The organism is Methanoculleus nereidis (assembly GCF_032944295.1).
GTDB classification, from domain to species: Archaea; Halobacteriota; Methanomicrobia; order Methanomicrobiales; family Methanoculleaceae; genus Methanoculleus; species Methanoculleus nereidis.
The window spans coordinates 17,949-36,302 of record NZ_JABFFQ010000010.1; the positions used below are offsets into that span (position 1 = coordinate 17,949).

Consider the following 18,354-nt stretch of genomic DNA (forward strand, 5'->3'; position numbering starts at 1 on the left):
ACGGGTGAGTCGCTACGCGGCCCACCCGGCGTCGGCTGCGACGACCACACCGTTCACGAACCTGGCTCCATCCGAGGTGAGGAAGAGGGCCGGGCTCGCGATCTCGTCGGGTCTTCCCATGCGCGGGTTGGCTCCCACGCCCGCCAGTGCAAGCTCCATCCCTGGATGAACGTGACAGCGATCGCCGTCCCGCCTGCGGCAGTGATCTCGTCGATCACGTTCTGCAGTTTCTCTTTCTGTCGTGCAATGGCAATGACCTTGGCGCCCTCCTTTGCAAGGCACCGGGTGATCGCCGTACCCGGCCCGGAGCTCACTCTGGTGACGATGGCAACCCTGTTTTTCAGTTTCGTGGTAACACACGCTATGTTTGGCGGAAAGAGATCCCTTACAGATTCCGACCTTATTTATCCATGATGGCGACCATTCTGCCTTTAACGCCGCCTTGTTTTAACTTCTCCAGACCCTCACCAATCTCCTCGAATCCGATCTCGGTGACGTCCGGCTTGAGGTCACCTGACGCCATCATCTTATAGATGCTGGCGATATCGTCGACGTTGCCGCCCTGGCTGCCGACGATTGTAACCTCTTTCGTGATCAGGGGCATCGTGTTGAGGGTGGTCTCCAGTTTCGCCATGCCGACCAGGACGATGCGGCCGTTGACGCCAACCGCTTCCAGGGCGTCTGCGGTTGTCTGGCCAGCGCCGGCAAAGTCGACGATGACATCCAGATCGTGGTGCTCGGCGACCTCGCCGATCGTCGGGTATGCAGCCTTGCACCCGAGTTTCATGGCCTCTTCCCGTGCTGCGGGGTTCCTGGAAGCCGCGTAAACGTTGGCGCCCTTGAGGACCGCGACCCGGGTGCCGATCTGGCCCAGGCCACCGATGCCGATGATACCCATGTTTATACCCGGCCCGGCACCGCCCGCGACGGCCACTGCATGGTGGGACGTCATTCCTGCGTCGGTAGCGGCGGCAGCGTAGGCAAAAGAAACGTTATCGGGAACCGGGACCAGCATCTCGGCCGGAGCAGTCGATTTCGTGGCGTAGCCGCCGTCCCGGCCGTATCCCCCGCCGTATCCATCTTTGGTGGGCATGGGGCAGACGCCGACTCTATCTCCCACGTTGTATCCGGTGACGCCCTCGCCGACCTCGGTGATGACGCCGGCATACTCGTGGCCGATGATGAGCGGGTACTTCATCAGCGCCAGCCACTTCTCATCTTCCAGTGCGCCGACGTCCGAATGGCAGAGCCCGCAGGCCTTTACATCGAGTGCGACGTAACCCGGTTTTGCAACAGGGTCGGGTTTTTCAATCAGTCTCAACGGTTTATGTGTGTAGGTAAATTCCCATCCTCTCATGATACTACTCTCCTCGTTTCAGATACTCCATCCTGTCCGGATGTGCAGTCTCGCATGAGCCAGCACCCTGAACAGTCATGATTCCCACCCGGTTGTCAGCCCATCCCGTGACGGTTCCCCGGCGCCCGGGTTCGAGCGAAGATGCTGGCCGTCCCTGCCGTTGCCGGGGCGCGGGGTCCAGCCCGTGCGCCCGCCCGGCAGGGCGTGTTCGTCTCCTCTACTTTACCACGCAGACCAGCCGGCATCCGCCGGGACAACTGCGCCGTTGACCAGGCTCGCCTCGTCCGACGCGAGGAAGAGGGCCAGGTTCGCGATCTCTTCAGCCTTACCCATACGCGGGTTGGCCCCGACGCCGGCGGAGACGAGTTCCATCCCCTCAGGGTGGCTCTGGGTCGTCTGGGAGAGTTCCACCATCTCGGTTGCGACGTATCCGGGCGCGATGATGTTGGACCGGATGCCCTTCTTAGCGTACATGTAGCCAGTGTTCTTTGCGAGCCCGAGGCTCGCGTGCTTGGACGCCGTGTAGGCAGCCCCGCTGTGCCCGCCGTGAGTGCCTCCGATGGATGAGACCGTGACGAAGGCGCCCTTGTTGAGCCCCTCAGCGTCGCCAGGGTTCTTGAGCATCTCGGGGATCGCGGCGCGGAACATGTACATCGGACCGTCGACGTTGACGGCAAAGACCTGCTCCCACGTCTTATCGTCGAGGTCTCCGACCGGAGCCACCCTGTCCAGGCTGCCCGCGTTGTTGACGACGATATCAAGCTTGCCGAACGTATCAACGGCGGTCTTCACGGCATTCTTGACGTCCTCTTCCTTTGAGACGTCGCCGGAGACGGCGATGGCCGTCCCGCCTTTCCCGGTGACCTCATCGATCACGCCCTGGAGTTTCTCCTTCCTCCGTGCAATGGCGATGACGTTCGCGCCTTCCGCGGCAAAGCGCTTCGTGATCGCCGCACCCATCCCGGAGCTCGCTCCGGTCACAATCGCTACTTTTCCTTCAAGTCTTCCCATGATGATTTCTCCGTCGTTTAGCTGGCCCGGCCCTTGTTGGCCTACCTGGTCTCGCAGGCCTTGATCCGGTCGAGACCGGTGATCCGGATGCCGCCGAACTGGCACCTGTTCTTGATGTTGAGGCCGATCAGGAGCGGCGTGATCTTCTCGATGATGCAGGCCCGTTCGAGCTTGCCGCAGTCGATGACTTTGACACCGGGGATCTTCTCGATCAGCGGGGCCACCAGGTCCTTGGCCGCCTGGTCGTTGCCGCAGATAAGACAGTCGCAGTCGATCGGTTCGCCGAGCTGCATGAACCAGGTCTGGGAGATGTTGTTGAACGCACAGATCACCTTCGCGTCCGCCAGGATCGACTGAGACCGCTCTGCAGCGGACCCCTCCGGAAGATCGATGTACTTCGTCGCCGACCCGCCGATGCAGGACTCCAGCGGGCCGGTCGCGTCGAGCAGGGGCTTTCCGGCTGCACCCTCCTTGATGGAGAGCAGGGTGTCCTTCTGGGCAGCAAGCGGCACCGTGAGGACCAGGACGTCGGCTGCCTTCGCCGCGTCGGGGTTCGCCATGGCCCGGACGTTCCTGGCGTCCGGGAGCAACTCCTTCACCTTGTCCACCGCCGCCTGGGCCTTCTCAACCGTCCTCGAGCCGATGATGACATCTTCGCCCGCCTCGACAAACCGGGTCGCGATCCCGAGACCCTGTCCACCGGTTCCACCAATTACTCCAATCGTTGTCATATCATTCACCTCAATTTGTTTACCAATTTGTCAGATTCGTGTTCACTGCGCTATACGTTACATACAGGTATATCCGCCGTCCACAACCGTGGTCGTGCCCGTGGTATAACTTGCCTCGTCGCTTGCGAGGTAGACGGCTGCTGCGTTCAGTTCACCGTCCCGCCCGTTCCGGTTCATCGGAACCATGGCCTTCACGTAGGCCTTCCACTCCGGTGACTCGAGCGCGCTCTTTGTCAGCGGCGTCGGGAAGAACCCGGGGCAGATCGCGTTCACCGTGATGTTGTACTGTGCCAGTTCGACCGCCATCTGGCGAGTCACGTTGACCACGCCGCCCTTCGCCGCCTGGTAGCCGACCGTCGACGCCGTGGCGCCGACGAGGCCGTACATCGAGGCCGTGTTGATGATCCGGCCATAGTTGTTCTTGACCATCACTCTGGCGAACTCGCGGGCCACCTTGAAGACGGCCGTGAGGTCTACGGCGATCGTCGATTCCCAGCCATCGTCGGGGTACTCCAGGAACGGTGCCATGTGGGCATTTCCCGCGTTGTTGAGCAGGATGTCCACTTTTCCGTATTCGGCGACGATCTCCCGGACCGCGTTCTTGATCGACTCGGTGCTCGTGACATCGCACTGCACCGCCAGGCACCGGACGCCGAGGGCGCGGATCTCCTCCGCGACCTCGTCCAGTTTCTCCTTTCTCCGGGCCATGATGGCGAGATCCGCACCCTGGCCCGCCAGAGCTTTTGCCATCTGCACGCCGATACCCGATGATGCTCCTGTTACGGCCGCAACCCGCCCATGTAAATCAAACATCGCCATAACTAACTCTCTCCGTTGGTTTCTCATTACTCCAGAATCACTGCAGGCTTGATCAGGTTCTTTGGCTTCTCGTGCATCAGGAGCAGGGCTTCCTCGATGTCCTCGAAGTTCGTGAACCGGTGTGTGACCAGTTTGCCCGGATCGATCCGGCCGTACCTGACGAGGGCGGCCAGCCGCTCCATCCGTGCCCTGCCGCCGGGGCATAGTCCTCCTCTGATAGTCTTGTCGCCGAGCCCCCCTCCCCACGCACCGAGCGGGATCGGGATCGATTCAGCATGCTCCATGACGTTCACATTCCCGACCGTGCCGCCGGGCTGCAGGACCTCAACCGCCTGGCCGATGGTGCTGACGTCGCCGCCGGCCGTGATCGCGGCGTCCACGCCTTTGCCGTCGGTCAGGCCCATGATCTGCGCAACGGTGTCGCCGTTATGGTAGTCGATGATCTCGGTTGCCCCGTATTCCCTGGCAACCTTCACCGCATTCGGCCGGCTTCCCACAGCGAGGATCCGTGCAGCCCCGAGCAGGTGCGCGCCGGCTACGGCCATCAGCCCGACCGGCCCTATGCCGAAGACGGCGACCGTGGAACCCAGCTGAACGTTGGCCAGTTCGGCACCATAGAAACCCGTGGTCATCATGTCGCCGATCATGAGGGCCTGTTCCAGGCTCACTCCATCGGGAATCGGCGTGAGTTGAGCATCAGCGTCATTGACGTGGAAATACTCTGCAAACACACCGTCCTTTGCCATGCAGAAGGGCATGCCGGAGCACATCCCGTCACAGTGCTGGGCGAACCCCCGTTGCGATGGGGTGCGCAGGTAGTTTGGCGTGATCGCAGGAACGATGACCCGGTCACCGGGCTTGAAATCGCCGACTTCGCTTCCCACCTCGTCGACGATGCCGACTGCTTCATGACCTACAACACGATCGGTGGGCATGTAATCGCCGATATCGCCCCAGATCATGTGCACCTCAGATGTGCATGGAGCAAGTGCCAGCGGCCTGAGAATAGCGTCGCGCGGGCCGGCAACGGGTCTGTCTTTCTCAACCCATCCAATTTTGTCTTTACCTATTCTTGCTAACCCTTTCATTCAGTCACCTGAATATAATGGAAAGAAGAGTACGACGCCCCTTATAGGTTCGTTTTACTGATAACCACTAAGGTGCAGGATTTATATTATAGGAGACAATCCAGGGGATCGTCTCACCAACAAGTTCCGCCCGGGACCCCGACCACCACACTATGCCGGTGCCGCGCGGTTCGCTCGGTCAGCGGGCCCCATAACATTGATTATCAGTAATCTCAGGACTCGACGGCGGGCCGTTCCCGTCGCGGACCTCGGTGGAGACGTCGATCATAAGAGAGGCGAGCTCGCCCGAGGGGAGCTTGAAGAGGTAATGCCAGATCCAGACGTCGTCTCCCTCCCGATACTGGAGCGGCGGGAGGAAGACCGGGCGCTCCCTGGCGAAGCCGTGTTGGACGGCCTTCAACAACCCGGGGTCGGCGAGCGCAGGGAAGACATCCCAGACATTCCGGCCGATCAGTTCTTCCTTCTTGAGCCCGAGGATCTTCTCGGCCGCCCGGTTGATGTCGTTAAAGACGAACCCCTCACCGCCACGGATCACCCCATAAACGATCACGCCGTTGCAAGCGTTCTCGAAGAGCGAGCGGTACCGCGTCTCCCGAAAGGTCAGATCTTTGCGTTCCCGCCGATCGCTCGTGATATCCTTGAAGAGGATGGCGAACTCGTCTGGCGGGCCGCCGTTCTCCCGCGGAATCGGGGTGAAGACCACGTTGAGGTACGCCACGCCAGACTTGGTGCTCGGGATCTGCTCCAGTTTCATGCGGTCGAAGTCACAGGCGAGCTCGATCTCGGCCACCTGCCCTGCCCGGATCAGCGATTCCAGCGTTCCCGGAGAGCAGGCCAGGGTGAAGATGCTCGCGGAACTCAGCTGCTCGATGACGCGCAGCCCGAGGATCCGGAGCGAGGCGGGGTTGGCGTTCAGGATAGACCCATCAGCAGCGAAGATGACGATCCCGCTCGGGACTGTCTGAAAGAGGGTCGTAATCTTCCGTTCCGAGTTCTTCAGGGCGATCTCAGTCTTCCTCAACGCGGTGATCTCCCGGAGGGTGACCAGGATCTCCGGGCTCTCGGTCTGCGAGACGATCGGCGCGAAGTTGACAAGATAGATCCGATCCGTTCGCTCATCGATCAGTTGTATCTCGTCGAGATAGGTCTCCGACCGGTGAATCCGCTCGATGTTCCGCCGAACCGAGCTATCAGAGAATACCGGCAGATCGAGGTCGAAGATCGGAACACCGGCCAGGTTGTGACCCGGCCGGATACCGAGGGTGGCGATGAAACTCGCGTTCACCATGCAGATCCGGAGGTCGGTGCCCAGGATCACGAGCGCGTTCGGGGAGTGCTCGAAGATCTCACGCAGGGGCAGGCGCTGCGACCGCCGGTAGAGTTTCTTCTGGCCGAACCGTTCCATGCAGACGTCGCCGTTCGCGGCAAGGAGTTCGAGGTATTTGGCGGCGGAGATGCGAGTGATGCCGAGCTCCTGAGCGACTGCCGTCACGGACAGCCCTGTCGTCGCGTGCTCTTCGAGCAGGTCGAGGATCCGGCCGAACTGCTCCTGGTATCCGGTCGCAACGTCCGTCATTCGTGGGAGATCGTCTCCTTCTCCACGCTCAAATACTTTTTGCCGGGCGTGCTGTGTTGCGGAGGGAGATCGCTAGCTGCCGGTACTCCAGGTCTGCGCCTTTTGATCCTCGGCTAAGAAAGGGGGTGCTTCGAGTAAAACCCACACGTTCAGTCTGCCGGCAGGGGCGTGGCCCGGCGCCATGAGGCTGGTTGGGGTGCGCCGAACGGCGCGTTTTCCCGCCGGGGAAGGGGGAGCGGGAGGCAAAACGAACGCTCCCTGGCCCGGCACCTTAGCGACGAAGGCGCTCTTACCTTGCCTTATCATCGATAACGCATTCTCATCAGGTCTCGCTGAGCGTCTGAGTTCGATGCGTCGGATTCTTGTGGGCATAGCTCGCGGGGTCACGGATATGACTATGGATACACCACCACGCTGTGATGCCGGAGGCAGATCGATCATCACATATAAGACTGCTGGAAATAGTGCTGTGTTGAATAATTCCGGTCTCCCGACCAAAACTGTGAAGATGACGGGTGCCCCTGCCGGTCATCCATGCCAAAGAACGAACGCTGGGGCCGCCCGTACCCCGACACTCGGGACTGGAGTATATATAATGAACGGCTGGTGCGGCGTGGAGAATTCTATCTCTCGCTTGACTTCATCGATCAGTGGGATGAACTCCTTGCCCGGATGAACGCTGGTAAGCGTGGTCGGCCGTTCCAGTATCCCGAACCATTCATTGGGTGGATGGCTTGTGTTCACGTCTTCCTGCAGATGCCCTATCGCCAGATGGAGGGATTTGTCCGGAAGCTTGCGACATTTATTCCCGCGCTCCGGGCAGCCGACTATACCACCCTCTTCCGCCGGATCCAACGCCTGGATCTCTCGCTCAACGTAACGCCCAAGATCCTCGCTGAGGATGTCGTCATCGCCGTTGACAGTACCGGGATCAAGGTCACCAACCGGGGCGAATGGATGCGGGAGAAGTGGAAGGTCCGGCGCGGCTGGATCAAGGTCCATGCGATGATCGACGTCGAAACCAACCAGGTCCTCGGCCTGGAGGTCACCGATGAATCCGTGCAGGACGACCGAATGTTCGTCCCGCTCCTCGACCAGGTGCAGCAGCACTGCGGCGAGGAGCACCCGGTACACCGGGTGCTCGCCGACGGTGCCTATGATCGGAATGAGCTCTTCACTGCCCTCGAACACCGAGGGTTCCTCGCCGGGATCAAGACCCGGGCGGATGCAGCAACCCATTCGACCGGATCAGCCTATCGGGCTGAGTGTGTCAGAGAACGGATCCGATGGGGAGGATATCGGATGTGGTCGTGGATAACCACCTACGGGATGCGATGGAAGGCTGAAGGAGCCTTCTCCAGCATCAAACGGATCTTCGGCGAAGGAGTGCAAGCGACGTCCCGGGAAGGGATGTTCCGTGAGGTCAGGATGAAAATAAACTGCTACAATATGCTAATTGCCATGGTGGCCTGAGCGAGTGCCCAGCAGAGACCGGCAGGGGGGCACGGCAGATATTATGCAACACAGCAGGAAATAGGGTGATTGTGGCGCGCTCGAACACGTGAGCACCATCGAGAAGAACACCCCACTCCTGATCGGGCTCAACGTCAGGAGCCAATTCAAATTCGGTGGCGCCTGGATCACCGACCTCAATAAAGGCCAGGAGCGCGTCTGCCAGTACCGTCATTCGAACAGAATGCCACGGAGGAACCATTATGGGAAGAATGGAAAACAAAGTCTGTGTTATCACCGGATCCACCAGCGGTATCGGTGAAGCCTGCGCGAAGGACATGGCAGCCGAGGGCGGCAAGGTCGTCGTCTCTGGCCGGAACGAGAAAGAGGGCGCGAGAATCGTGAACGAGATAAAAGAAGCGGGTGGAGAGGCAATCTTCATCCGGGCAGACGTTGTCAACGAAGACGATGTCAAGAATCTCGTCGCGAAGACCGTAGAGGCCTTCGGGAGACTGGATGTCTTTGTCGCCAACTCCGGCGTCGGCAGCCTGGGTGACCCTCACGAAGTGGAAACTGACGAATGGGACAGGGTTCTCGACATAAACCTGAAGGGAGTCTTCCTCTGCGACAAGTATGCTGTCCAGCAGATGCTGAAACAGGGTCACGGAGGAGCCATCGTGAATACCGGGTCCATTCATAGTTTTGTCGCCAAACAGGGTGTCACGGCATACGCCGCTGCCAAAGGGGGCGTCGCCATGCTGACCCGGACGGTCGGCACCAGCTACGCGGCGCAGGGAATCCGCGCGAATTTCATTGCACCCGGGTATATAGACACGCCTCTCCTCGCGGCACTTCCGCCGGAAGCCTACGAGGAACTGAAAAAACTACATCCGCTCGGACGCCTGGGCAAGGCGATGGAGGTGGCGAAGGCTGTCACGTTCCTGGCGAGCGATGACGCTTCGAACATAACCGGAACCAGCCTGCTCGTCGACGGCGGGTACACTGCAGTATAGTCACCCGTTGCATCGGACTGAGCATTCGGGTAAATCGTTGAGACCCGGGGAGCCTCTTCTCGCTCGTACACGGGCGACAAGACGGCGTTTATCGGAATGAACTCGATGGTTAATCGGTTTACCGGCGCGCCGCTGGTGGTGCAGGATTGGGGGCCGGCGGATCTGCCATGCACACCGGCCCGCGCCGGCCATCACAACCGCGCCACTGGTCGGGCTCGAATCGTCCGAGGCCAGGTAGAGGGTGAGACTGGTAACCTGCTCAAGCGGATGGGCACCCTATTTTCTGATCCCGGTTCGTCACGATGGCCGCCGTTGGGGTCTTGATGCATATGACCTCCCCATCGTAATGCAGAGACCCGGCCTCTGGCAAGATTGTGATTCCGCTCCTCCCGAAGGCACAGAAAGAGATCGCGTCCGGAGATGGAGATGATAGAAATAGGTTCGCCGGAAAAGAGGGGAAAGCACATTACATAATGCTGTTACTCTGAGAGATAGACTGTCTTCCCGGGCATTATGCGGCATCCGCTATCCCAATGATGACCAGATAGGCCGAGGGGTCCCTCGTGAGAGCCCCTCTGTGGTTTCAGGCAGGTGCGCCATATCAGCAGGCCCGGCCCTTGTTTCCGCGCCTACTTGGTGTCGCAGGCCTTGATCCGGTCAAGGCCGGTGATCCGGATGCCGCCGAACTGGCACTTGTTCTTGATGTTGAGGCCGATGAGAAGCGGCGTGATCTTCTCGATGATGCAGGCCCGTTCGAGTTTGCCGCAGTCGATCACCTTGACGCCGGGGATCTTCTCGATCAGCGGGGCCACCAGGTCCTTGGCCGCCTGGTCGTTGCCGCAGATGAGGCAGTCACAGTCGATCGGCTCGCCGAGCTGCATGAACCAGGTCTGGGAGATGTTGTTGAACGCACAGATCACCTTCGCGTCCGGCAGGATCGACTGGGACCGCTCCGCGGCGGACCCCTCGGGGAGGTCGATGTACTTCGTCGCGGACCCGCCGATGCAGGACTCCAGCGGCCCGGTCGCGTCGAGCAGGGGCTTTCCGGCTGCACCCTCCTTGATGGAGAGCAGGGTGTCCTTCTGGGCCGCGAGCGGCACCGTGAGGACCAGGACGTCGGCTGCCTTCGCCGCGTCGGGGTTCGCAGCCGCCCGGATGTTCCTGGCGCCCGGGAGCAACTCCTTCACCTTGTCCACCGCCGCCTGGGCCTTCTCAATCGTCCTCGAGCCGATGATGACGTCTTCTCCTGCCTCTACAAACCGGGTCGCGATCCCGAGACCCTGGCCCCCGGTTCCACCAATTACTCCAATCGTTGTCATATCATTCACCTCAATCGGTTTACGTTGTTATACTCACTCTCACCGCTCCTTCAACGAGATACGGTGCATCCGCCATCGACAACCATGGTTGTCCCGGTGTAACCCGCATCATCGCTTGCGAGGTACACGGCGGCGTGTTCAACACACGTTCCTCCCATACCGTCCCGGCGGGACCATGGGTTTGATGCTTGTTGATGCTTTCACCATCTGTCTCGGAGGACCCCAAAACGATCTGCGCAGCATGGGCAGGCCTAGAGCAAAGCGCTCGCATGCAGGGCTTTATTCGGGGCCAGAACACGGCATTCACCCGGTGGCCGCACCGGACGATGTCCCTGCTCCTGCCTGAGCGGCAGTCGTATGCTGCATCTGGGATACACCTGCTATTTTGGCGGTGCATGAGCAACCAGAGGTGCGGGTTAATGGCTACCAGGAGGCAGGATTTCGAGAGACCCGGATTGCTTTGAGTGGCAAGAACGGAGGGGGATACCCCTCCCGGCAGAGGGTTTCAGGACGACCTCTCAATGAGTTACTCTCACTTACCAATTATAAGTGTTTTTCCTTCCACGGATAGAGCGAGAATCGTCGTCAATCCTGCAGAAAATGATTGAATTAACGTTTTTGATGGAGCCGTCCGTCCTGTGTCGGCTTGCATCGGGTCCGGCATACCGGGCGGATTAGTAGCGCCTGCTGCACAGGATACCCGATGGTAAGAGTTGTCGTCTTTACGGGTGATGAAGACCCGGCCCGCTGGCGGCAGGTATATACTACGCACCCTATGCAGTGAACGGGAACGTAGATTCCGGATGTTTCACGGCATCAGGCGAACACTCACTTCCGCCGCTGAGGTATAGCCTGGAGTGTCAATTGCGTGTGTTCGCGGTCTCCTGAACGGAGAATAAACTGTGATTATCAGAGCAGTGACAGATGCGCGGCTCCTGGAGACATGGCAGGCGGGCACCCCGCCATGACCTGACGCCGACTTCCCGGACCTATGCACGGGAAACAGCGGTTCCATCCCGGCCTCCCGGACCCGGTACCCCTGCTCCAGCGGTTGATGATCGGCCGGCAGCGCCCTCTCACGAGGGGACTTTCCAGAAAAAGTCAGATTGACTGTTCCCAGCCCTGGCCCATGTCGATGAGGGGGCGCACTTCTGTGACTTCGAACGTCACCGAGGCGTGGATCATCGCCGCCGCATCCTCGCCGGCGACCTGGGCAACCTGTCTTCGATAGGTCTCCAGCGTCTCTCCGGAGGCCGCATACTCCTTCATCTTCAGGTAGACCCGGAGTCCTTTCCAGTCCATGATCGTCTCTCCACTCTCCACGATCGTGTAGACGGCGTTCGGGTTCTCCTGCAGGTATTCAAACGTGCGGTTCTGTCCGAGCCCCATGACGACGGTCTTCTCGTCGACCATCATCGGCGAACCGAAGATTGCCGCATCGACCTTTCCCTCTTTGTTTGCGGTGCTGAGAAGGCCGATCCTCGGCTGTTTGTTGAAGTAGTCCATCAGTTTTGATGCCATGCTTCTTTCCTCCTGTTGATCCCGGAATTATCACCCCTGCTTAAAAAGGGTATGGGTGGTGGGGTCCCGGAGAGGAGAAGCTGCAGGAGTCGCCTCAGATCGCCAGGAACTCCTCCGGTGCAAGGCTGGTGGCGAGCATCACCGTATTGATCTCCCGATTTTGCATCCAGGTGCCGGCTTCCCGGTGCTCCGGGTCCATCCAGAAGTGCTCGATCTCATCGGCGAGCGGGACATACCGCATGAGAGCGTCCGCCCGCCGGGAGAGGGCCGGGTTCTCCCGGACCCGTTCCGCGAGGGGGCCGACCCCCCGGATCCCGATCGAGAGCCCGAGCTCCCGGAAGGCGAGACGGGAGTCCGCGGGGTAGCGGAGCGTCCCGCCCCCGGCAAAGCGTGCGAGGCCTGATTGGGCCGCCTCGAGGACGGAAGCCAGCAGGTCTTCGTATGCGGATCCGGCACGGCCGGGGAGCTGCCTTATTCTTCCGGAACCCTCCAGGATCTGCACGATCCTTCCGGCATCAAAGAGAAGACCGCCGATGCCGAGCGGGTCGTCCGTGGCAAGGTTCCCACCCCGGCAGATGCGGGCCATATCGGCGATCTCGACCGAGAGAATGGTCCCCCCTGCCGCCGCCTGGAGCTCGCTGTAGGTGACGAACCCGTCGAGCGAATCGTGCTGGCCCATGGCGGGGACGAGCGGCCGGGAGAGGTCGATGCTCATCTTCCAGTACATCCTCTTGCCGCCGGAGGAGGGGGTGTAGGTGAACGCGGCATGAGCGATCCCTGCAAGCTCCACCGCCCACCAGGTATAGATCGGATCTCCAGTGACCCGGCTCACCCGGTTGAGCGCGTGCATCCACTTCGTCAAATAGTGATAATACTGCCCGTCCCGGTCCCACTCCAGCCGCTCGTCGAACGGCTCATCAGGCCTTCGTTCGGGAAGAGGTTTTCCGATCCGGAGGCCGCCCCGGGTCGGGTGCGCCTCGCCCTCCTCCTCGGAAAGACCGCTGATCCAGCCGGTCCGCGGGTCGTCGTCGCGGTGCCGGCCGAGGGTGTGGTGGACCTGGTCGACGAGGCGGAGAGCGAGGTCGCGGTAGGTCGCATCGCCGGTCCGGCGGAAGAGTTCGAGATGGTTGCAGACCGCATAAGCATCCGTCCAGAGGTAGCGCCGCGGGTGGTCGTGAGGCGGGTCAAGCCCGGTCAGGCCGGCGAACTCAGCCATGAGGTCCCGGACGATTGTGGCATTTGTGTCCCCGGTCATCCCGGGAAACAGGATGCTGCACCGGGTTCTTAACTGTTGTCCAGGCGGCTACTTACGGCGGAAGGGCACACCGGATAGGTATGGCAGACTTTGCAGGCGGGTATGCCGGAGTCGGAGCGGCGCTCGGGATGATCGCGGGACTGATGCTTGCCGGGCTGCCCGGCGTGATTGCGGGAACCGCAGTCGGTGCGATCATCGGGTGGTATATCGGGAAAAGGGCACGCGGGTAGCACTGGCAGGCCCAGGGCGTGGCAGCGACCGTAAAAAAAAAGGTTCACCGGCCTCCGGCTCACCGTGCGGGGCCGGGAACCATCCTCCCTCCTGACTCGGGCCGCGGGGGCTTGATCCCGAACTCCGGCAGGATGACGTCGTGCGCGAGATTGATGAACTCCTGCTGTTCCGGGCCGACCTGGTGCAGCAGGACGCTGTCATAGCCCATATCGACAAATTTGCCCACTTTCTCGATGATCTTCTGCGGGTCGGGGCCGCAGAGGACGTTCTTTGCAACATCGTCCGGCGTCACCATCTGCTGCAACTGCTCGAAGTGCGTCGGGGTGGGAACGATCCAGTTCAGCTCCCCTTTGTTCGCGGCCATGGGGAACCACTCGTAGGCCGTGCGCTTCGCCTCGTCAACGCTTCGGCCATAGCAGACCACGGTCTCGATCATGCACGATTTTCCTTCGCCGCCTGAAGCGCGGAACGTCTCGATGACCTCCTCCGGCTTCTGCTCGAAGTGGATGAGCGCGTCGCCGATCTCGCCGGCAACCTCCGCCGACATCGGCCCTTCCGCAGAGATGCGGATCTGCGGGAGCTCCCGCGGCAGTTCATAGATCTGTGCGTTGTCGAGGGTGTAGTAGGCGCCGGAGTAATCCTGCATGCCCCCTTTCCAGAGCGTCCGGATGATGTTCACCGCTTCCCGGAGCATATCGAGCCGTACCGGCTCGGATGTCGGAAAGACGCCGCTGACGACGTGTTCGTTCAGGCTCTCGCCCGTCCCGAGCCCGAGTTCGAACCTCCCCGGCATCAGCGTGGCGGCGGTTGCGGCGGCCTGCGCGACGATCGCCGGGTGATAGCGTATCAGCGGGCAGGTCACGCCGGTGGAGACCCTGACCCGCGAGGTGGCCTGCGATACCCCGCCGATGGTGCACCAGGCAAACCCGGCGCGCCCGTGGTTCGAGATCCACGGGAGGTAGTGATCGCTGATGCTCAAAAACGAGAACCCGGCATCCTCGGCCAGTCTTGCGTTCTTCACCAGTTCGGGCGCACTGTGCGACTCGGTGAAGAGTTTGTAGCCAATCTCGACCATTTTTCTCTCTCCTCTCGGATTCCCCCACACGTTGGTGCCGGGGTATAGGCGGCGGGAGAGATCGTCACCGGCCTTAAGCGTTGTGTCGATTGGAAAAATGAGGTTTCAAGGGGTCTTTCAGTAGCCCGTTGCGTAGTAGTAGTCGTCCTCCTCCCGGACGCGGACCGGGACGCGGAAGAGTTCGCCGACGGCCTCATCGGTCAGGACTTCCGCCTTCTTGCCGTCCATCCGGACGGCGCCGTCCCGCATCAGGACGACCCGGGAGATCTCGGGGATGATGTCGTGGAGGTTGTGGGTCACCAGGATGATCCCGGTGCCCGACCGGGCGATCTTCCGGAGGGTCTTACGGAAGGTATGGAGCGCGTGCAGATCAAGGCTGTTCGTGGGCTCGTCGAGGACGAGGGTGCCGGGGTCGTGGACAAGCGCCCGCCCGATCAGGAGCCTGCGTGCCTCGCCCGAGGAGATCTCCGTCATCGGGCGGTCGGCGAGGTGCGCGACCTCGAGGAACTCGAGGATCTCATCGGTCTTGTGCTCCATCGCGTCCGTCACCTTGTGGGAGAGGAAGAGCCCGATGCTCGAGAAGAACCCCGAAAGCACGACCTCGCGGCCCGATATGCCGCGGGTGAAGGTCTGCTGGAGGTCGCCGGAGACAAGCCCGATGTGCGACCGGAGATCGAAGGCGTCCCACCGGTTCTGCCCCCGGAACCGGAACGTGACGTCCGGGCCCGGCGAGGAGGGGTAGTACTCGCGGGTGATCGCCCGGATGAGCGACGACTTCCCGGCACCGTTCGGGCCGAGGATGGCGATATGCTCTCCCTCGCGGATCGTGAGCGATACAGAGTCGAGGAGTCTGTGGCCGTCCCGGACGACGCTGACGTTCCGGAACTCGATGAGCGGCGCAGGAGATGGTCGAGCGCCGCCGGCGCTGTCGGTCATGCCGGCTGCTCCGTCGGCTGGGGTCTGCGATACGGGGGGCTCATTGAATCTTACCGTTCTGTATGTTGGACGGTTCTCGTCAAAAGGTATGCACCATCATTGCGGGGAACCGAGCAGCGCTGCAACCCTCTCCGGGTCGTCCGCATAGATCTGGAGGAACCCGGCGGGCTCCAGCCTCACCCAGACGCGGCCGGGATACCGCAGACTGACCAGGCCACGATAGAGCAACTCCAGCATGAACACCATCCAGCTGACCGCCAGGAGAACCAGAAAGCCCAGATCGGGGTCGACGATCGGGCCGCCCGGGTAGCGCATCAACCAGTTTCCTACGCCGGCAAAGAATATCGCTGCAGTCATGAGTACCAGGAGCAGCGCGGATGCCCACCGGGGTATGGGCAGGTAGGGCTGTTTCACCTCGACCGACCTGATCGTATCCTTTTCAAAGACGAGCGGCCGGGCACGCGATCTCCGGACGATGACGGAGGTCCCGGAGAATTCTATCATGGTTCGGTAGGGATCGAAGTAGATGCGCCATGCGGCCCACGCCAGAAGGGAAACGGCCAGGAAGGTAAAGGTGAGCCCCGGCCACAGGGAGGGGATCAGGACGGATATCACGAAGAGGAGGAGGAAGGTGAGGACGGCAAACGGCATCAGCACAAAGAAGCGAGGACTGGTGTACTCCACGAACACGTCCTCCACCACCTCCCGGTTGCCGGCCGCCGCCGTCCCGAACCCGACCTCGCCGACCGGCGCGGCGTACCGCCGCCGGACGGTGCCGGCCGCTGCCGCGTTCGGGCACCAGCCCATCCATCTCCGTATCGTCTCGGAGAACTTCATCATACGCGTTCACCCTCTGTTGCCGTATCCACGGTATACACCGATCCCCACTCCGCGATCATGATCGCCTTGTGCCGGCGCTCCCAGAGGATCGTGAGGCCGTACCAGGTCCAGCAGATGAGACATATGCCCAGCATGAGCCCGAGAATCCGGTCGAACATCCCGCCCAGAACAAAATACGCCATAACGGCGGCGAGGAGAACGGAGGCCACCGGCAGACTCAGAGACCGGACGATGCGCTGTCTCCGGGTCATGTTGTCCCTGACGAACTCGCCGGCGGCAACCCGTGCATACTGCTTCCGGTAACTGAGCAGGAAACCGAGGGCCGCTCCCACCCCAATGGCCAGACCGGTCCACATGGCAAGGTGCCCGGAAGCATCCTCGAACAGAATAAAGAGCGCCGCTGTCGCCGCCGAGAAGGCTACCGCCGTTATCAGCAACTGGTTATGGTAGCGCTTCCACCACCCGGGCTCGACCCGGAGGGGGCCATCCTGCCCCCCCGCCGCCGCGGCCGTCGCCGGCCGCACCGTGAGATCCGGCCGCATCGACGCCTGCATGGGGCACCAGCCCAGGTACGCCCGGATCGTCTCCATGAGCGGCATCATACCATCTCCCGGAGTTTCGCAAAGAGTTCGTCGGCCAACCGTGTCGGATCGTCGGTCTTTTCAAGCGTGATCCCCAGTTCGTCCGCGTAGCCCCAGAGGAGCTCGATGCACCGGGCGTACCGGGGACATGCGCCGCAGTCGCCCTCGTGCTCGTACCAGACCTGCACCCCGTGGTCTGCCGAGACGAAGACGATCGCAGCCGCATTGAAGGGGACGGAACGCCCGAAGAGGACGCCAATCTCTGCATTCAGGCGCTCGACCTCGATCTGGTTCGCCTGCGCCATCTCGAGAAGCGTCTCTTCGACCTTGCGGTCCATGGCAAGCAGCGCCTTCGAGACCGCCTGGCGGGATATGCGGAAGTGGTCCGCGATCTGGATGTTTACAAGACCGCCGCGGCGGAGTTTCCAGAACGCAAACTGCCTGTCGTTCAGGGGGAGAGGCATGTGTCAACAGTCGAAGGTTGACAATATATACATTTCGATCTTTCCTGCCGATCCGGCTCGTGTGCGGTTCCCCGCAGCCGGATAGTGCCCTGGCCACACCGCACTTCCCTGACCGGATGGTGACAGACCGCCGGCTGTATGTGCCTCGATCGGGAGACGGATCAGAATATTAATCCCCGCCGACCCAGAACAGAGCCGTATGGACACAGCACTGCGCGACGCCTACATCCGGCTCCACGAGAACTACTTCCCGGGGACGGAACTCCCGATCGCCTTCGAGGTCGGGGGTCCGACCGACGGGATGGAGAAGGGCCCCGCCCCGAAGGGCTGGAGGTGCTTCGTCTGCGACCTTGTAAAGGTCCGGAACGGCAAAAGCCTCGCCTTCTCAGAAGACTCGATCGGGTGCCGCGGGGGGAGGTTCTACCTCGGCTACGACGCCGAACGGTTCCCCGACTTCCGCTACTTCCTCTCCTACGGAAAACCCGGTGAGATGGAGGGGGAGCGCTACAAGCAGACGCCGGAGATCGTGGACGAACTCGACCGGGGGACCACCCGGATTCCGACGAAGGGCAAGGAGATCGTCTTCAAGCGCTGGGACAACCTCACGGAGGCCGACAACCCGGACGCCGTCGTCTTCTTTGCGCGGCCGGAAGTGCTCTCCGGCCTCTTCACGCTCGCAAACTTCGACCAGAGCGACCCGAACGGCGTCATCTGCCCGTTCGGCGCCGGGTGCAGCTCGGTCTTTTACTTCCCCTGGCTCGAGCAGCAGAACGAGAATCCACGAGCGGTCCTCGGAATGTTCGACCCCTCGGCACGCCCCTGCGTCCCGCCGGACGTCCTGACGATGGCCTTTCCCATGAAGAAGTTTACCCGGGTGGTCGGCTACATGGAGGAGAGTTTCCTCATCACGGGCTCCTGGGAGAAGGTGATGAAGAAGATCGAGCGGAGCGACAGACTGCATTCACCTAAAAAATGACCGGGTAGTGGAGATCACCCGAGCGTCCGGTCGAAAATGCTGCGCATTTTCTCCAGCTCCTGCTGGGCGCTTGTCGGAAACACCAGTCGCCGGTCGAAAATGCTGCGCA

The 18,354-nt window shown here is 61.4% G+C and carries 18 protein-coding genes and 2 pseudogenes; 4 read left to right on the forward strand and 16 right to left on the reverse strand.

Features of this window, described 5'->3' with window-relative positions; genetic code table 11:
• Positions 1 to 12 precede the first annotated feature (12 nt).
• From HL657_RS11170 to HL657_RS11200, 8 genes and pseudogenes are all read right to left on the reverse strand, one after another.
• A complete protein-coding gene (locus HL657_RS11170) occupies positions 13 to 159 on the reverse strand; it encodes an SDR family oxidoreductase (protein WP_317296894.1) in 147 nt (48 codons plus the stop codon).
• 23 nt (positions 160 to 182) lie between these two features.
• A pseudogene (locus HL657_RS13460) lies at positions 183 to 404 on the reverse strand (SDR family NAD(P)-dependent oxidoreductase); the annotation flags it as partial.
• Positions 401 to 1,321 (reverse strand): zinc-binding dehydrogenase, encoded by a 921-nt coding sequence (locus HL657_RS11175; protein ID WP_317296895.1) that lies wholly within the window; start codon positions 1,319 to 1,321, stop codon positions 401 to 403. The gene HL657_RS11175 and the pseudogene HL657_RS13460, both read right to left, overlap by 4 nt.
• Positions 1,322 to 1,579: 258 nt before the next feature.
• On the reverse strand, positions 1,580 to 2,368 hold the full coding sequence (locus tag HL657_RS11180) for an SDR family oxidoreductase (RefSeq protein WP_317296896.1): 789 nt from the start codon (positions 2,366 to 2,368) through the stop codon (positions 1,580 to 1,582).
• A 41-nt stretch (positions 2,369 to 2,409) separates the two neighbouring features.
• Complete coding sequence (npdG, locus tag HL657_RS11185; RefSeq protein WP_317296897.1) at positions 2,410 to 3,099, reverse strand: NADPH-dependent F420 reductase; 690 nt, start codon at positions 3,097 to 3,099, stop codon at positions 2,410 to 2,412.
• A 57-nt stretch (positions 3,100 to 3,156) separates the two neighbouring features.
• On the reverse strand, positions 3,157 to 3,945 hold the full coding sequence (locus HL657_RS11190; RefSeq protein ID WP_317296898.1) for an SDR family NAD(P)-dependent oxidoreductase: 789 nt from the start codon (positions 3,943 to 3,945) through the stop codon (positions 3,157 to 3,159).
• Positions 3,945 to 5,006, reverse strand: coding sequence for an NAD(P)-dependent alcohol dehydrogenase (locus HL657_RS11195; RefSeq protein ID WP_317296899.1), 1,062 nt, complete (start codon positions 5,004 to 5,006; stop codon positions 3,945 to 3,947). The genes HL657_RS11190 and HL657_RS11195 overlap by 1 nt, the downstream gene beginning before the upstream one ends.
• A gap of 178 nt (positions 5,007 to 5,184) precedes the next feature.
• The gene (locus HL657_RS11200) at positions 5,185 to 6,582 is read right to left on the reverse strand and encodes a PAS domain S-box protein (protein WP_317296900.1); all 1,398 of its coding nucleotides are present in this window, start codon (positions 6,580 to 6,582) and stop codon (positions 5,185 to 5,187) included.
• A gap of 595 nt (positions 6,583 to 7,177) precedes the next feature.
• Here HL657_RS11200 and HL657_RS11205 point away from each other — a divergent pair.
• Together HL657_RS11205 and HL657_RS11210 are read left to right on the forward strand one after the other, a co-directional pair.
• Positions 7,178 to 8,055, forward strand: a pseudogene (locus HL657_RS11205) (IS5 family transposase).
• Positions 8,056 to 8,306: 251 nt separating this feature from the next.
• Positions 8,307 to 9,047: an SDR family NAD(P)-dependent oxidoreductase gene (locus HL657_RS11210; RefSeq protein ID WP_317296901.1), complete on the forward strand. Its 741-nt coding sequence runs from the start codon at positions 8,307 to 8,309 to the stop codon at positions 9,045 to 9,047.
• A gap of 629 nt (positions 9,048 to 9,676) precedes the next feature.
• Here HL657_RS11210 and npdG (HL657_RS11215) read toward each other — a convergent pair.
• From npdG (HL657_RS11215) to HL657_RS11225, 3 genes are all read right to left on the reverse strand, one after another.
• The gene (gene npdG / locus HL657_RS11215; protein WP_317296902.1) at positions 9,677 to 10,366 is read right to left on the reverse strand and encodes an NADPH-dependent F420 reductase; all 690 of its coding nucleotides are present in this window, start codon (positions 10,364 to 10,366) and stop codon (positions 9,677 to 9,679) included.
• A 1,101-nt stretch (positions 10,367 to 11,467) separates the two neighbouring features.
• Positions 11,468 to 11,887: a pyridoxamine 5'-phosphate oxidase family protein gene (locus tag HL657_RS11220; protein ID WP_317296903.1), complete on the reverse strand. Its 420-nt coding sequence runs from the start codon at positions 11,885 to 11,887 to the stop codon at positions 11,468 to 11,470.
• A gap of 94 nt (positions 11,888 to 11,981) precedes the next feature.
• Positions 11,982 to 13,142 carry a hypothetical protein gene (locus HL657_RS11225; protein ID WP_317296904.1) on the reverse strand — a complete coding sequence of 387 codons (1,161 nt, stop codon included), beginning with the start codon at positions 13,140 to 13,142 and terminating at the stop codon, positions 11,982 to 11,984.
• Between the two features lie 80 nt (positions 13,143 to 13,222).
• Between HL657_RS11225 and HL657_RS11230 the strand changes: the two genes are divergently transcribed.
• On the forward strand, positions 13,223 to 13,372 hold the full coding sequence (locus HL657_RS11230; RefSeq protein WP_317296905.1) for a hypothetical protein: 150 nt from the start codon (positions 13,223 to 13,225) through the stop codon (positions 13,370 to 13,372).
• 59 nt (positions 13,373 to 13,431) lie between these two features.
• Here HL657_RS11230 and HL657_RS11235 read toward each other — a convergent pair whose 3' ends face one another.
• The 5 genes from HL657_RS11235 to HL657_RS11255 form a co-directional block, all read right to left on the reverse strand.
• Positions 13,432 to 14,448 carry a TIGR03557 family F420-dependent LLM class oxidoreductase gene (locus tag HL657_RS11235; protein WP_317296906.1) on the reverse strand — a complete coding sequence of 339 codons (1,017 nt, stop codon included), beginning with the start codon at positions 14,446 to 14,448 and terminating at the stop codon, positions 13,432 to 13,434.
• 117 nt (positions 14,449 to 14,565) lie between these two features.
• On the reverse strand, positions 14,566 to 15,384 hold the full coding sequence (locus HL657_RS11240; protein WP_317296907.1) for an ABC transporter ATP-binding protein: 819 nt from the start codon (positions 15,382 to 15,384) through the stop codon (positions 14,566 to 14,568).
• 96 nt (positions 15,385 to 15,480) lie between these two features.
• Complete coding sequence (locus HL657_RS11245; RefSeq protein WP_317296908.1) at positions 15,481 to 16,224, reverse strand: DUF1673 family protein; 744 nt, start codon at positions 16,222 to 16,224, stop codon at positions 15,481 to 15,483.
• Positions 16,221 to 16,826 carry a DUF1673 family protein gene (locus HL657_RS11250; RefSeq protein ID WP_317296909.1) on the reverse strand — a complete coding sequence of 202 codons (606 nt, stop codon included), beginning with the start codon at positions 16,824 to 16,826 and terminating at the stop codon, positions 16,221 to 16,223. Before HL657_RS11250 ends, HL657_RS11245 begins: the two co-directional genes overlap by 4 nt.
• Positions 16,823 to 17,269 carry a hypothetical protein gene (locus HL657_RS11255; RefSeq protein ID WP_317296910.1) on the reverse strand — a complete coding sequence of 149 codons (447 nt, stop codon included), beginning with the start codon at positions 17,267 to 17,269 and terminating at the stop codon, positions 16,823 to 16,825. The genes HL657_RS11250 and HL657_RS11255 overlap by 4 nt, the downstream gene beginning before the upstream one ends.
• Positions 17,270 to 17,468: 199 nt before the next feature.
• Here HL657_RS11255 and HL657_RS11260 point away from each other — a divergent pair, with 199 nt between their 5' ends.
• On the forward strand, positions 17,469 to 18,245 hold the full coding sequence (locus HL657_RS11260) for a DUF169 domain-containing protein (RefSeq protein ID WP_317296911.1): 777 nt from the start codon (positions 17,469 to 17,471) through the stop codon (positions 18,243 to 18,245).
• Positions 18,246 to 18,354 lie beyond the last annotated feature (109 nt).

What these genes read in the sequence shown, in the direction of transcription:
- HL657_RS11170 (WP_317296894.1), bottom strand. Translation starts at nt 159, where the DNA reads ATGGAGCTTGCACTGGCGGGCGTGGGAGCCAACCCGCGCATGGGAAGA.
- HL657_RS11180 (WP_317296896.1), bottom strand. Translation starts at nt 2,368, where the DNA reads ATGGGAAGACTTGAAGGAAAAGTAGCGATTGTGACCGGAGCGAGCTCC.
- npdG (WP_317296897.1), bottom strand. Translation starts at nt 3,099, where the DNA reads ATGACAACGATTGGAGTAATTGGTGGAACCGGTGGACAGGGTCTCGGG.
- HL657_RS11190 (WP_317296898.1), bottom strand. Translation starts at nt 3,945, where the DNA reads ATGAGAAACCAACGGAGAGAGTTAGTTATGGCGATGTTTGATTTACAT.
- HL657_RS11195 (WP_317296899.1), bottom strand. Translation starts at nt 5,006, where the DNA reads ATGAAAGGGTTAGCAAGAATAGGTAAAGACAAAATTGGATGGGTTGAG.
- HL657_RS11200 (WP_317296900.1), bottom strand. Translation starts at nt 6,582, where the DNA reads ATGACGGACGTTGCGACCGGATACCAGGAGCAGTTCGGCCGGATCCTC.
- HL657_RS11210 (WP_317296901.1), top strand. Translation starts at nt 8,307, where the DNA reads ATGGAAAACAAAGTCTGTGTTATCACCGGATCCACCAGCGGTATCGGT.
- npdG (WP_317296902.1), bottom strand. Translation starts at nt 10,366, where the DNA reads ATGACAACGATTGGAGTAATTGGTGGAACCGGGGGCCAGGGTCTCGGG.
- HL657_RS11220 (WP_317296903.1), bottom strand. Translation starts at nt 11,887, where the DNA reads ATGGCATCAAAACTGATGGACTACTTCAACAAACAGCCGAGGATCGGC.
- HL657_RS11225 (WP_317296904.1), bottom strand. Translation starts at nt 13,142, where the DNA reads ATGACCGGGGACACAAATGCCACAATCGTCCGGGACCTCATGGCTGAG.
- HL657_RS11230 (WP_317296905.1), top strand. Translation starts at nt 13,223, where the DNA reads ATGGCAGACTTTGCAGGCGGGTATGCCGGAGTCGGAGCGGCGCTCGGG.
- HL657_RS11235 (WP_317296906.1), bottom strand. Translation starts at nt 14,448, where the DNA reads ATGGTCGAGATTGGCTACAAACTCTTCACCGAGTCGCACAGTGCGCCC.
- HL657_RS11240 (WP_317296907.1), bottom strand. Translation starts at nt 15,384, where the DNA reads ATGACCGACAGCGCCGGCGGCGCTCGACCATCTCCTGCGCCGCTCATC.
- HL657_RS11245 (WP_317296908.1), bottom strand. Translation starts at nt 16,224, where the DNA reads ATGATGAAGTTCTCCGAGACGATACGGAGATGGATGGGCTGGTGCCCG.
- HL657_RS11250 (WP_317296909.1), bottom strand. Translation starts at nt 16,826, where the DNA reads ATGATGCCGCTCATGGAGACGATCCGGGCGTACCTGGGCTGGTGCCCC.
- HL657_RS11255 (WP_317296910.1), bottom strand. Translation starts at nt 17,269, where the DNA reads ATGCCTCTCCCCCTGAACGACAGGCAGTTTGCGTTCTGGAAACTCCGC.
- HL657_RS11260 (WP_317296911.1), top strand. Translation starts at nt 17,469, where the DNA reads ATGGACACAGCACTGCGCGACGCCTACATCCGGCTCCACGAGAACTAC.